The following is a 13,415-nucleotide window of genomic DNA, read 5'->3' as shown; positions in this document are numbered from 1 at the left end:
CTTCTAACGCGCCAAATCGCATCGGCGCCGTCATGGTGAGAAGGACCAGAGGGGTCCGGCACCTGACGGAATATGCGACGTATGACACTGCTCGACGAGGTGATCGAAGCCAGCGGCAGCATGACGCGCTGGAACAGTTTGAAGCGATTCACGCTCCAGCTTTCAATCGACGGCACATTGTTGTCCCGCGCGGGCCGAACCGGCCGCTTCAAGGACATCGTGGCGGAAGGAGCCACCCAGACGCAGCTCGTGCGGTTCACAGGATTCAATGGCCCCGATACCTGCGGCCTCTACCAGCCGGACTGCGTCATGATCGAAGGCGCGGACGGCCAGGTGCTGCGCACCTGGCGCAGCCCACAGCTGTCGTTCCGCGACCACGCCGCGGACGCTCCGTGGGATGAGCCATATCTGATCTTCTTTTGCGGCTTTTCGCTCTGGAACTACCTGACGACGCCATTCCTTCTCACCCACCCCGACGTCAGGACGGGTGAACTGCCGCCGGTACAGGAGCACGGCCATGCGTGGCGACGCCTCAAGGCCATATTTCCGCCAACCGTCGTCACCCACTCTGCGGAACAGATTTTCTACTTCGACGACAAGGGTCTGCAGCGGCGGACAGACCATGATCTCCTCGGTACCAGGGTCGCACACTTTTCATGGGCGCATCAGGCATTCTCCGGCATCGTGCTTCCCACGCTGCGGCGATCACTGCCCCTGCAGCCCGACGGAACGGTTACGCCCAGGCCGGTCCTCCTCGACGTCGAGATCTTCGACGCCTCATTCGAGTAGCGAGGCAAATCCCGGGCGCCCGTCCGGTTATGCCAAGGTTCTCGCTCGCAACGTCTAACAACACTTAACGAGCCATGGGCTCCGCCAAGGTGCAGAGTACGGCAGAACCAACATCGAGAGTCCACGCGACGGTCGCATCATGCGGCTGTCAACGAGCCAACCGGAGAGAAGGATGTCAGACGAGTTCAATCACCAGCGCCGCCGCTTGCTCGGCACCGCCGCGGCTGCCTTTGCCGCATCCCAGCTCACCTTCAATCGGTCCGCCGAGGCGCGGCCGGGCAAGACAAAATCCGCAAGCCCGCGACCGGTCAGGCCGGAGGCGAACGCCGCGTTCGCTTCGCCGAAGCAGATCGATGCCGGCCTCCTCAACGTGGGCTATGTCGAGACAGGCCCCGCCAGCGGCGAACCCGCGATCCTGCTCCACGGCTGGCCCTACGACATCTACAGCTTTGCCGACGTCGCCCCAGTGCTGGCGTCGGCAGGCTACAGGGTGATCGTGCCGTATCTGCGCGGCTACGGCACCACGCGGTTTCTTTCCGATGCAACGGTGCGCAACGGCCAGCCCTCGGCGATCGCCGTCGATACCATCGCGCTGATGGATGCGCTCAAGATCCAGAAGGCGACGCTTGCCGGATTCGACTGGGGTGCACGAACGGCCAACATCATCGCCGCGCTCTGGCCCGAGCGCTGCAAGGCCATGGTCTCCGTCAGCGGCTACCTGATCGGCAGCCAGGAGTCGGGCCGGATGCCGCTGCCGCCGAAGGCCGAGCTGCAATGGTGGTACCAATTCTATTTCGCGACCGAGCGCGGCCGCGCCGGTTACGACAAGTACCGTCACGATTTCTCGAAGCTGATCTGGCAGCTCGCCTCGCCGAAGTGGAATTTCGACGACGCGACCTTCGACCGCAGCGCGAAATCCTTCGACAATCCGGACCATGTCGCGGTCGTGATCCACAACTATCGCTGGCGGCTCGGGCTTGCCGAGGGTGAAGCGAGATATGACGAGTTCGAGAAGCGGCTCGCCCAGGCCCCCGTCATCAGCGTGCCCACCATCACCATGGAGGGCGACGCCAACGGCGCTCCGCATCCGGAGCCCGCCGCCTATGCCAAGATGTTCTCGGGCAAATATGCGCACCGGACCATCAAGGGCGGCATCGGCCACAACCTGCCCCAGGAGGCGCCCCAAGCCTTTGCCGAGGCGGTCATCAACGTGACGGCCGAAGCGTAACCGGTGCAAGGGACCTCGCGGACCGGCCGGCTGCAGTCTCCGCGAGTTGCCCGTGGTCCGAACAAGGGGATGATCAAGATGCGCAAGCTCATCGCTCTCGCCGCTCTCATCGTCATCGTGCTTCTGGCGTTCGCGCAATTTGGCCCCTCCGTCGTTCTTCGCTGAGCGATCCGGCCGCGCCCTCATCAGACCACGCAGCTGGCGCAAATGAGCCGTTTGCATGGCCGGCAAGCGCCACGCCGCATCGTGTCCGCTCCCCGCGAGACGGAATACGCCCCGGGACGACGCAGGCGCCGCGCCCCCTGCCCGCGGATGGCGCGGAGCCGCCGGTCGTTGTAGATACGTAATGACGCCGAAATTCGGATGCGTGGTCCGCCGGGACAGCTCCGCGGCGCCTCATCTCGTTGTGCGCGGGTGGCGCAGCCATCGAGTGAAGGGAGGATCAGATGCCTGAGAAAGTCGCGGTGATCGGAATGGGCCAGATGGGATCAGGCATGGCCGGACGTCTGCGCGAATCCGGCCTCGATGTCGCCGGATATGATCTTGATCCCGATCAGCGCGCCCGTCTTTCCAGCGACGGCTTTCAGATGGCGCCGAGCATTGCGGAGGCGCTCGCCGGCCGCGAGCTCGTGCTGACCAGCCTGCCGGATCCGAAGGCGGTGACGAGCGCGTGGCTTGGAGCCGACGGCATCGTGGCCCACGCCGCGAGGGGCACATTGTGCATCGAGCTCAGCACCATCGATCCGCAAACGATGCGGCAGGTCGCCGAGGCGGCTGCGTCACGCGGGATTGCGGTCGTCGATTGTCCGGTCAGCGGCAGCCCGAACGAGGCGCGCTCAGGCAAACTGATTCTGATTGCCGGCGGCGAAGCGGCCGACGTGGCGCGTGCCGAGCCCATTCTGAGGCTGCTTGGCACCGACTGGAAATACACCGGCGGCGTTGGAACGGCGAAGGTCGTCAAGATCGTCAACAACATGATGTCAATGGGCAATGTGCTCGTCGCGGCGGAAGCTTTCGCGCTCGGCGTCGCGGCCGGCGTCGAGCCGCAGAAGCTGTACGACGTGTTGTCGGTCAGCGGCGGACGCTCGCACCATTTCACCAAGCGCTTCCCCAACGCGCTCAAGGGCGACTTCTCGCCGGGATTCAAGATGGAGCTCGGCGAGAAGGACCTGGCGCTAGGTATCGAGCTCGGACGGGCGATGCAGATGCCGACCCCGTCCGCATCCGCCACCCGCGAGCTCTACGCGCTGGCACTGGCTGAGGGATTTCGCGGCCAGGATATCGTTTCACTGCTCGCCATGTACCAGAATTGGACGAAGCGGACCTGAAATCGCTGACCACAGGCCGCGCCCGAGAACGCTGGCGTGCGCGACCCGGACGGATTCGCCAGTGCCTATCTTATTCGTGCCTCGGCCGCGATCAGCTCCTTGCCTTCCGCGGTGCTGATCGTCAGCTTGACCTGTTCGGCGCTGCCACCGGCGGCAAGCGCCGCGGAAAGATGATTTCCACTCTTGGGGTCGGCTTTCACGCCAGCGTCGAACAATATCGCGTCGCCACGCCTCAACGTCACGCGCAACGGCGTCGCCGGTTCGATACTGAAGAACTGCAGGTCCACGCCCGATGCCTCGGCCGAGAGATTGACCAGCATGTTCTCGTTCGCGTGCGTCACGTTGCTCATGCCGACGGTCGGACTATAAGTCTCCGGAATCGACACTTCCCCCAGCGCAGGAAGGCTGGCGCTATGGAAAAACTGGTCTGACACGCCCGCCCACAATTCGACGTATGGCCGCTGCGGGTTCGGATCCTTGCGCGCGTCGGTTTCGTTGGTGAAGGACGGGTATCCCCAGGTCCACATTTTCAGGCCAGGCGTGACCGTGTTGTCGGCGATGCGAATGATCCCCTCTTCGTTGTCGTGGTTGATCACGCCCCAGAAATTCCCGCCCTGCATGTCGGGCGCCGCGTAGGCGATGCCCATCGTCGGCCAGTTCCTGAAGTAGCGCAGCTTCTCGAAGCGGCTCGCGCCGTTACCCAGGCGCTTGTCGCCGGCGGACAGATTGGCCGACCAGCCGGGCGTGCTGTAGGCCTCTATCGGCGCGATGATTTCGGCGCCGCCGGTCGCTTTGGGAATTTTCGGGTCCGATCCCGGCGCGAGCGTCGTGCAGGTCCAGTACTCGTATTTGATCGCCTTGGGTTGCGGATTTTTCAACACCATGCGCGCATCGACCGCGGCGCGATCGGCCTTCAGCGTGACATAATAGGTCGCCTCCATACCCGTCGAGCCCCGCAAGAACTGCCCCGGCGCCGCGGCATACGCGAAATCGTCCTTGAGGGACATCGACACCGTCACTTCGCCGGCGCTTTCCGTCACCACCTTGAAATGCCAGGGCTTCAGCCAGGTCTTGCCGTGCTCGGCATCCGGGAAGGTGGGGAAGATGCCGCCATACACCATCAGCCAGTCGTAGTAGAAAATGCCGCCCTGGATCCCGTAGGGCACGCCTACTTCCGTCCGGTAGAGTTGCTCGTGGCCGGTCGGCTTGTAGATGATGGAGAGAATGCGCCCACCAAAGTCGGGCACGAGCGTCACCTTTAGGTAGCGGTTCTCGAGCACATAGGTCTTGAACGTGCGGCCGACGATGGTGTTCTTGTCGAGCGACCCGCTGACCAGTCCGTTCTCCGCATCGGTCGCATATTTGACGGTGCTCCACGTGATCGTGGACTTGCTGAGAGACACACTATCAGGCGATGGCGAGGCGGCATGCGCGGCACTGAATGCGCAGGCCGCCGAAACGACCGCGAGCGCGAAGCAACCACGAGTACAGGAGGCGTGAACTGTCATCTATGTCGCCTTCGGAAAAGGGACGAGACCAACAGTCCAATTCTAGCGCGCGGCGCCGCCTTCCAGCTAGTGCACGATGTGGGTGCCGGTCTCGCCGCGCAGGGCCGGCACCGCGTGGTCGAGATGGCTGATGATCGCACGCTTGCCACCCCCCTCGAGAAAGCGAATCGCGGCGTCAACCTTGGGTCCCATGCTGCCGGGCGGAAAGTGCCCCTCGCGGTGGAAAGCCTTGATCTCCTCGAGCGTCACCTCTGCGAGCTCCATCTGACCGGGCTTGCCGTAGTTCACCGCGACGCGCGGCACCGCAGTCAGGATCAGAAGCTCGTCGATACCGAGCACGTTGGCTATGTGGGCCGACGTCAGATCCTTATCGATGACGGCCGGCACGCCGGTGCGAACACCGCGCGCGTCGCGGATCACCGGCATGCCCCCGCCACCGCCGGCGATGACGATGGTGCCGCGCGTGACCAGCGCCTCCACCAGCGAGATGTCGCAGACATGCTTCGGTTTCGGCGACGGCACCACATGGCGCCAGCCGCGCCCGGAATCCTCGCGCATTTTCCAGTTGAGCTCGGCGCTGATGCGGCTGGCTTCCTCCTCGGTGAAGAACGGTCCGACGAACTTGGTCGGGTTGCCAAATGCCGGATCGTTGGCGTCGACCTCGACCTGGGTCAAGAGGCTCGCGACGTGGCGGCCATTGCCGCGTTCGCGCAAGGCATTCTCGATCGCCTGCATCAGGAGATAGCCGATGCCGCCCTGGCTGTGCGCGACGCAGATGTCCATCGACATCGGCGGAATGCGGCTCATGGTCAGCATCTGGCGCATCATGATCTTGCCCACGACGGGTCCGTTGCCGTGGGTGATCACCAGCTCGTTGTCGAGCTCGGCCAGCGGCAGCAGCGCCTCGGCCGTATGCCGGGCGACGGTTTTCTGCTCTTCCGAGGTGCCGCTGATGTCTTCGGGGTGGACAGCGTTGCCGCCGATCGCGATCACGAGCCGGCGCGGGATCTCTTTAAGTGTTCGCATAGCGCGGCATCCTGACGTCGGTTGCAAGAGCGAGGGCCAATTCACAGGCCTGGGCGTTGGATGGCGCGACCACGATGCGGGCCTCCTCCAGCAGCCTGATCTGCGCTGAGCGCACCTGGTGGTCGAGCTCCGTTCCCGTCACGGACGCAACCAGGATCGGCGCATCGTCCGGGCGATCAGCCACGATCCGCGCCAGATGGGCCGCCGGATTGGCGTGCGCGCCGTAGCCGATCACGAGATCGAGCAGGATGACGGCAATCTCCGGATTGATCAGGGCCGCCCGTAGCGCCTCGTCGCGGACGGAGGGATCGATCATCGGGTGCGGCCGCCCCTGGGTATATTCGTCGGCCCCGAGATCGACGATAAGATCGCGCCCCGCAGCCTCCGACGCATCGACATGGGGAACACCGGGGATCGCGGCATTGCTTGCCACCTTGCGGCCGCCGGCGGTGAGGATCACCTGCGCCTCGGCACATAGTGTCCCTCCGACGAAAAGTCCTTCGATGCGATGCGACGCCTTGCGCCGTCGCGTCAGGCGCGCAGCCAGTGCAACCGCGTCGAAACCGGCGCCGATACGCCGGCCGCCGTGCAGCGTCTTTTCCGCGGCCTCCTTCAGCGTTGCGGCAAAGCGCGCATTCGGCGGCAGATCGACCGAGGCCGCACCGATGAAGCAGACCGTATAGGCCTTTGGGCTCATTCCGATCCGCGCCAGCACGGCTTTCGCAACGTCCGGATGCGGCGGCTTGGAGATCAACACCACACGATCGGTTTCGGGATCGGCGTCGAGCGCATCGATCGCCATCAGCGTCGTGATGCCGCCGATCTCCTTCTTGAGATCGCGGCCGCCGACGCCGATCGCGTGGGAAATGCCCTCGCCGGCCTCCGAGAGAAGGCACGAGACTTCCTGCGTGCCGGTGCCGGATGCGCCGATGATCCCGATCCGGCCGCGCTCGAGCCGGTTGGCAAACGCGAGCGGCGCGCCACCGATCACGGCCGTGCCGCAGTCGGGCCCCATCATCAGAAGGCCGGCGTCGCGCGCCTGCTGCTTGAGCGACAGCTCGTCGGCGATCGAGACGTTATCGCTGAACATCAAGACATGCAGCCCGCGGTTCAGCGCCTTGCGGGCTTCGGCCGCGGCGAACTCGCCGGGAACGGAAATCAGCGCCAGATTGGCGGCCGGCACGGCCTTGACGGCCGCCGCGATGCTGCGCGGCCGCCACTCGGTTTCGCCCGAGGCCCGGCTCCTGGGCTTGTCCAGCGCCTTGAGCGCCTCGCCGAGCGCAGCGCGCGCGGCCTCTTCGCTCTCCGCCTTGATCGCGACGATCAGATCGTTGCCCTGCGCGGCGACGCCTGCGCCCAGCAGTCCGGCGTTCCGCATGATCGCCTGATTGGATGGCGTCCCCATCATCAGCGCCGCTTCGATGACACCCACTGCGGATGCGATCTCGCGCGACAGCCGCATCAGCGCGACCGAGTCGAGATAGAAGCCCTTGCGAATTTCGTTCAGGACATGCGCGCTCATGACACCCCCAGATCTTCGGCAATCGCGAGGACAGCCTGCCGGAAACAGGCCATCGGCGCCCGCACCACGCCGGCGCCGACCTGGCCGATGCCGGGCTCGCGATGCGCGATGCCGGTGTTGATGACGGGAGCAAGCCCGGTCTCCACCACCAGCCGGACATCGATGCCGGTCGGTACGCCGGCGAAATCGAGCGCCGGGATCGTCCATTCGGGGTTCTGTCCGACGGTGATCTCGCCCATCGCACGGGTGAAATTGCCCGCGCTCGACGGCGAGCCCGCGCCGACGAATCCGGCGACCGCAGGAGCCGCCGCCATCGCGAAGCCGCCCAGTCCCACCGTCTCCACGATCGCGGAATCTCCCATGTCGGGATTGGCGTCCGCACGCGAATAGCCCGGGAAATACAGCCCTTCCGGCATCTCCACCGGAGCGGTGAACCACCGTTCACCCATGCCGCTGACGCGCACGCCGAAATCGGTTCCGTTGCGGCACATCGCGGTGACCACGGTCGAGCCGCGAATGCCGTTCGCCGGATCGGTGAGCGCCTTGCCCATCGCCATCGCGATGTTGAGGAAGAACTGGTCGTTCTGCGCGATGAAGGCGATGCAATCCGAAAGCACCGCGTTGTCGGCCGACGTGCGCGCCAGCGAAGCGCCGATCTCGCGCAGGAACACGCTGGAGCAGGCGAGATTGCGCTGGTGCATCTCGTCGCCCATCGACAGGCCGCGCGCGATGATCGATTTCAGATCGACGCCTCCTTGCGCGCGTATCGCCCTTGCCAGCACCGGTCCGAACACGTCGCGCAGCCAGGCAAGTCGCGCCAGCACACTTTCGTCGTTGCCGCCGAAGCGCATCACCTTGCCGAGCCCCTCGTTGATCGCGCAGTAGGCACGGTTGCCGAACCGAACGTTTTCCACGACGAAGACCGGCATCGAGACCGTGGTCATGCCGGTCATCGGGCCGACCGCGCCAAAATGGTGGTTCGGATGAAAGGCGATCGCGCCGCTCGCCGCGAGCTCCTCGGCGGCCCTCAAATCAGGAGCCCAGCCCTCGAACACAATGGCGCCCGCCACCGCCCCGCGCATCGGACCGCACATCCGCTCCCAGCCGATCGGCGGGCCTGCGTGCAGGATCATGCGCTCTTTCAGACCGCGCAGCACCTCGCGCGCCGGCACGATATCGATCAGCCTGGGCTCGCCCTCGAGGATGCGAGCCAGCGCCTGCTTGTTGGCATCTTCGATCAGCTTCATGGCTACGCTCTCACACGCCGAGCTTGGCGAGCAGCGCCGCCATCTTCGGGTCGCCGCCGGCAGGCGGCACCCAGTCGACATGGACGACCTCGATGTCGCAATCGCGCAAATCCTTCACGAAGCCTTCCAGCCCGACGTTCACGACACTGACCTTGTCCATGAGCAGACGCTGGTACGGCGCCCCTTCCTGCTTGATCACCATTCCAGCCTCCTCGACATCGGATGCACCAAGATTAGTAAGAAAGTTTTTACTTTGTCAAATCGCCTGCAGCTCTGCGCGCGGCCGCCGCGGCGCCCAATCGTTTCAGACCCCGGCAGCGAAACGCTGCTGCGGGTCGCGTCCGGCCAGAGCGGAGTGACGCCGCGCGCCGTCGCAGAACAGCCGATATTCGGCCGCACGCAGCACCATCAATACTCCTGCAAACGCGTCGAGTCCCGAACTGTGTCCGATCCCGGACAGCGCGGCGAGAGCGGGCTTGACCCGTCCCGCCTGCCCGCCAATCGTCGCGTCAATCGCCTCGTGCAGGGCCGCCGCTGCGTAACCGAGGGCCGCGCTGCGTAGATGCGCGGCGCTGATCTCGTTGGTCCGGGCAAGATGGCTGCGGCAGGCTCTCCATAGCGCATCCCGCGTCGCGAGACGACCGATGCTGGCGAGCGCCACCAATGCGCCGCCGATCAGGTCATCACCGGATGGCGTCAGCCCGGGACCAAGGCCGATCAGTTCGACGATCTGCCTGTAGCGGTGTGGCGAGGACCGATGCCCGCAAAGCCCGGCCTCGATCAATCGCCTGAGCGTCGCGAGCCCCGGCAACGCGGCCACCAGAACACGAGACGGCCGCGCGGGAGACGTTGCGCCGCCCGACGCCGCCAGCCCCTGATCCGTCGGCAGGAGGCACCAGATCTGGTCGACCGCCGCGAGCCCCGCGCGCAAGCTTTCGCGCGTCCAATCCGGCGACGGCGGCGGCGCCCACACGGACGCCGCTTCGAAACCGGCAAGCGGCAGGCCGTCCACGAGGATTGTCCTGTCGGCAACAGCGACTTCTTGCCCGGCCTCGAACCGCCGCGGTTCGATGCCCCGGCACAGAAGATGCAGCGGCCCCGAACCGAGTTCAGCCGAGCCGATGCAGATCCAGCAATCGTCGAGCGCCGCATAGAGACTGCGCTCGAACACCGCGGCGATGCGACCGCGACATCCGCCGCGCAACGCGCGGTGCGCCAGTACACCCGCCTCGATCACCACGCCGCCACCGAGTCGCTCGGACGTGCCGGCGCCGGGGACGCGAAGCTGACTGTCTGCTGGCCACATCACGTCGATCTCCCGCCGCTCATCCATGGCTCACGATACGAGCCACCGCGGATCGCGCCATGGTACTCGCCTGGGCTTCGCCGCCAAGATAGGCAGCCTCGAGCGAGGGATCCTCCGCGATGATTTCCGCCGCGCCGCTTTTCAGGATCACGCCGGTCTCCAGCAGGTAGGCCCTGTCGGCGAGGGCGAGGGCCTGCCCGGCCATCTGGTCGACCACGATCAGGGTCATCCCTTCGGCACGCAGCTGCTCGAACGAGGCGAACAGCTCGTCGACGACGAGCGGCGCCAGCCCGAGCGACGGCTCGTCAAGCATGAAGACCTTCGGCGCGGTCAAAAGCCCGCGCGCGACCGCGAGCATTTGCTGCTCGCCGCCGGACAACAGGCCCGCACGATGATTGACCCGCTCCCTCAGGCGGGGAAAGCGGACAAACATCGCTTCGATCGCGGCGTCAAGATCAATGTCCTTGCGTGAATAGGCGCCGAGCTGCAGGTTCTGCCGCACCGTCAACTCGGGAAATACCTGCCTCCCCTCGGGCACCAGCACGACGCCGGCACGCGCCCGGATATGGGCCGGCATCTTGTCGATGCGTGCCTCAAACAGGCGGATTTCTCCCGTCGAGCGCGGCGGTTCGAGACCGGCGATCAAGCGCATCAGGGTGGTTTTCCCCGCGCCATTGGCCCCAAGCACGGCAACCGCCTCGCCCGGAGCAACCCTGACATCGATCCCGGCGAGCGCCCGCGACTGGCCATAGAAGGAATCGAGCGCCTTGATTTCCAGCACCGTGCCTTGCCTTGCAGGACGTGGCGCGCGGCTTCGCTCTCCCGAGGGAGCGTCGCCCAGATAGGCCTTGCGGACCAGCGGGTCGCTGCGGATCGCAGCTGCGTCGCCCATCGCAATGCGCTTGCCCCCGTCGAGCACGACGACGAGGTCACTGAGCGACATGATCATCGGCATGTCGTGCTCGACGATGATGACCGCGATCCCGAGATCCGCGATACGCCGCAGCAGAACCGTCAGCCGTTGCTTGTCGCCCTTCGAGAGACCTGCCGCCGGTTCGTCGAGCAGCAGGACCTTCGGGCGCAGCGCGAGCGCGCGGGCAATCTCGACTAGCCGCTTCTCGCCATGGGACAGCGAGTCGGCCCGCCGGTCGAGGTCGCCGTCGACGCCGGCAAAATACAGCAGCGAACGCGCGAAGCGATCCGCCGGGTCGTTGCGAAGCGCGGAGATGATACCGCCGAGCTTGCCTACCGTCGCGGCCAGCAGGACATTTTCGATGATGGAGAGCGAGCCGAACAGTTGCGTGGTCTGGAACGTGCGCGCCACGCCGACACGCGCCAGCCGGTGCGACGGCATCCCGGTGACATCACGCTCGCCAAGCATCACCGTTCCGGACTTGGGACGATAGAAGCCACAGAGCAGGTTCAGCGCGCTGGTTTTCCCTGCTCCGTTGGGACCGATGACGCTGGTCACGGCACCCGGCTCGGCCGTGAATGACACATCCTGGACGGCGCGAACGCCGCCGAAAGAGATCGAGAGGTCTGTGACGGCAAGGCGCCGCGGGCTGCGGTTCTCGATGCCGAGGTCGGCCACGGGCTCGATATCGACGATGGCAGCGTCGGCCTTCGACCCTGCCGGCAGGAATTTGGCCGCGAGCTGTTCGATGAGCCCCACAATGCCCGACGGCGCGAGCCGCAGCACCACGAACAGCAACACGCCGAACGCCAGCAGGCGATATTCCGCCAGATCAGACAGCAGTTCCGGCAACAGCACCACGAGTGCGGCGCCAATCACCGGACCCAGCGTCGAGCCGGCGCCGCCGACCATCACGGCGAACAGCAGCAGGATCGACTGCAGGAAGGGAAACGAGCTTGGGCTGATATAGCCCTGAAGCGGCGCGAACAAGGCTCCCGCCAAAGCCATCGCGGCCGCCGAAATGACAAAGGCCACGGAGCGCACGCGCACGAGATCAATGCCGACCGACCGGGTCGCGACCTCCGCATCGCGGGCCGCACGCATCGCATAGCCCCAGCCGCTCCGCTTCAGCCGCTCGAACAGGACGAGGCCGGCAAAGACGAGGAGGATGCCCGCGATCGCAAGATGCCGCTCCGCCAACTGGAAACCGAAAACGCTCGGCGGCGCGGTCAGGACCAGGCCATTGCCGCCGCCGGTCAGGTCACGCCATTCGATCGTGCCATGCTCGACGATGAAGCCGAAGGCAATCGTCACCATCGCCAGATAGGGACCGCGCACGCGCAAGGCCGGCATCGCGAGGAGACCGCCGACGATGCTGACGAGAACAATGGCCGCAGCGGTGGAAGCGAGATAGGGCCAGCCCGCCTTCTCCATCAGAAGCACGGTCGTGTAGGCTCCGATCGCCATGAAGCCGATATGCCCGAGCGAGATCTGGCCCGCAAGGCCGAGCAGTACGTTGAGGCCGATGCAGGCGATCGCTGTCAGCGAGATGGTTGCGATCAGGAATACGGCATAGCTGTCGGCGACGGCGGCGTAGCCGAGCGCAACCACGAGCGCGGCAGTCAGGGCGAAAACGGAGACGCGGGAGGTCATACCTTCTTAACTCCGGCTCGGCCGAGCAGCCCGTGAGGCAGGACGACGAGAATGAGGATCACGGAAGCGAACGTGATGATCTGGGTATAGACCGAGCCGAGATAGTTGGTCGCGAACACCTCGATCAGGCCGAGGCACAGTCCGGCCAGCATCACGCCCCAGGCGCTGCCCAACCCTCCGATGATCGCCGCGGCGAACGCCTTGATCCCGAACAGCGTGCCCATCTCGGAGGACACATTGAACAGGGGCGCGATCAGCAGCGCCGCTACGCCCGCCAGCACAGCCGACACCGCATAGCTCGCGGCGATGGCGCCATTGACATTGACACCCATCAGCCGCGCGGTGCCGGGGTTTTGCACCACCGCGAGCATGGCGACGCCGTGCCGCGTCCGCCGGCTGACCAGATGCAGCGCCAGCGCCAGCAGCAGGCCGACGACGGGAATCAGGAGCTGCAGCGGATAGACGCCCGCGTCCTGCGCGATCTGGATCGGCTTGGCCGCGAGCATGGACGGAAAGCTGCGCGGCTCCTTGCCGAACACGAACAGCATCAAATTGTCGACGATGATGCCGACCGCAACGGTCGCCATCAGCCAGTTGTCGGAGCCGCGCTGCACGAAGGGGCGAACGGCATAACGTTCGATGACGAGGCCGTAGACCGCGCATACGAGCAGCACCGCGGGAATGCCGGCCGCGGCAGGCCAGCCCCACAGCACCAGGAAGAAATATCCGGCCACGGCGCCCAGGGTCATTGAACTGCCCTGGGAAAAATTGACCGTGCCCGATACGGCATAGGTGACATGGAAGCCGAGCGCGAGCAGCCCGTACATGCTCCCGAGCGCCAACCCGGTTATGACCGCTGGAAGAAACGACATCGCGAGCACCCTGCTTGTGTTGG

The 13,415-nt window shown here is 65.5% G+C and carries 11 protein-coding genes; 3 read left to right on the top strand and 8 right to left on the bottom strand.

Going from position 1 to position 13,415, the window contains the following annotated elements:
* Positions 1-81: 81 nt before the first annotated feature.
* The 3 genes from QOU61_RS11570 (at position 82) to QOU61_RS11560 (ending at position 3,345) form a co-directional block, all read left to right on the top strand.
* Positions 82-789, top strand: coding sequence for a hypothetical protein (locus QOU61_RS11570; RefSeq protein ID WP_289658458.1), 708 nt, complete (start codon positions 82-84; stop codon positions 787-789).
* Between the two features lie 172 nt (positions 790-961).
* Positions 962-2,017, top strand: coding sequence for an alpha/beta fold hydrolase (locus tag QOU61_RS11565; protein WP_289658457.1), 1,056 nt, complete (start codon positions 962-964; stop codon positions 2,015-2,017).
* Between the two features lie 446 nt (positions 2,018-2,463).
* Complete coding sequence (locus tag QOU61_RS11560) at positions 2,464-3,345, top strand: NAD(P)-dependent oxidoreductase (RefSeq protein ID WP_289658456.1); 882 nt, start codon at positions 2,464-2,466, stop codon at positions 3,343-3,345.
* Between the two features lie 65 nt (positions 3,346-3,410).
* Here the strand turns inward: QOU61_RS11560 and QOU61_RS11555 are convergent, their stop codons facing one another.
* The 8 genes from QOU61_RS11555 to QOU61_RS11520 form a co-directional block, all read right to left on the bottom strand.
* A complete protein-coding gene (locus QOU61_RS11555; protein WP_289658455.1) occupies positions 3,411-4,853 on the bottom strand; it encodes a DUF5107 domain-containing protein in 1,443 nt (480 codons plus the stop codon).
* Positions 4,854-4,919: 66 nt separating this feature from the next.
* Positions 4,920-5,879 carry a carbamate kinase gene (arcC, locus tag QOU61_RS11550; protein ID WP_289658454.1) on the bottom strand — a complete coding sequence of 320 codons (960 nt, stop codon included), beginning with the start codon at positions 5,877-5,879 and terminating at the stop codon, positions 4,920-4,922.
* Positions 5,866-7,401, bottom strand: a complete 1,536-nt coding sequence (gene fdrA, locus QOU61_RS11545; protein WP_289658453.1) for an acyl-CoA synthetase FdrA — start codon at positions 7,399-7,401, stop codon at positions 5,866-5,868. The genes arcC and fdrA overlap by 14 nt, the downstream gene beginning before the upstream one ends.
* The gene (locus QOU61_RS11540) at positions 7,398-8,648 is read right to left on the bottom strand and encodes a YlbE family protein (RefSeq protein ID WP_289658452.1); all 1,251 of its coding nucleotides are present in this window, start codon (positions 8,646-8,648) and stop codon (positions 7,398-7,400) included. The genes fdrA and QOU61_RS11540 overlap by 4 nt, the downstream gene beginning before the upstream one ends.
* Before the next feature lie 10 nt (positions 8,649-8,658).
* A complete protein-coding gene (locus QOU61_RS11535) occupies positions 8,659-8,850 on the bottom strand; it encodes a hypothetical protein (RefSeq protein ID WP_289658451.1) in 192 nt (63 codons plus the stop codon).
* A gap of 102 nt (positions 8,851-8,952) precedes the next feature.
* Positions 8,953-9,981, bottom strand: coding sequence for an oxamate carbamoyltransferase subunit AllH family protein (locus QOU61_RS11530; protein WP_289658450.1), 1,029 nt, complete (start codon positions 9,979-9,981; stop codon positions 8,953-8,955).
* On the bottom strand, positions 9,974-12,520 hold the full coding sequence (locus QOU61_RS11525; protein WP_289658449.1) for a branched-chain amino acid ABC transporter ATP-binding protein/permease: 2,547 nt from the start codon (positions 12,518-12,520) through the stop codon (positions 9,974-9,976). Before QOU61_RS11525 ends, QOU61_RS11530 begins: the two co-directional genes overlap by 8 nt.
* On the bottom strand, positions 12,517-13,392 hold the full coding sequence (locus tag QOU61_RS11520; RefSeq protein ID WP_289658448.1) for a branched-chain amino acid ABC transporter permease: 876 nt from the start codon (positions 13,390-13,392) through the stop codon (positions 12,517-12,519). Before QOU61_RS11520 ends, QOU61_RS11525 begins: the two co-directional genes overlap by 4 nt.
* Positions 13,393-13,415 lie beyond the last annotated feature (23 nt).

It is taken from the genome of Bradyrhizobium sp. NP1, assembly GCF_030378205.1.
In the GTDB taxonomy this organism is placed as follows: Bacteria; Pseudomonadota; Alphaproteobacteria; order Rhizobiales; family Xanthobacteraceae; genus Bradyrhizobium.
This window is presented reverse-complemented; position numbering and strand designations above follow the sequence as displayed.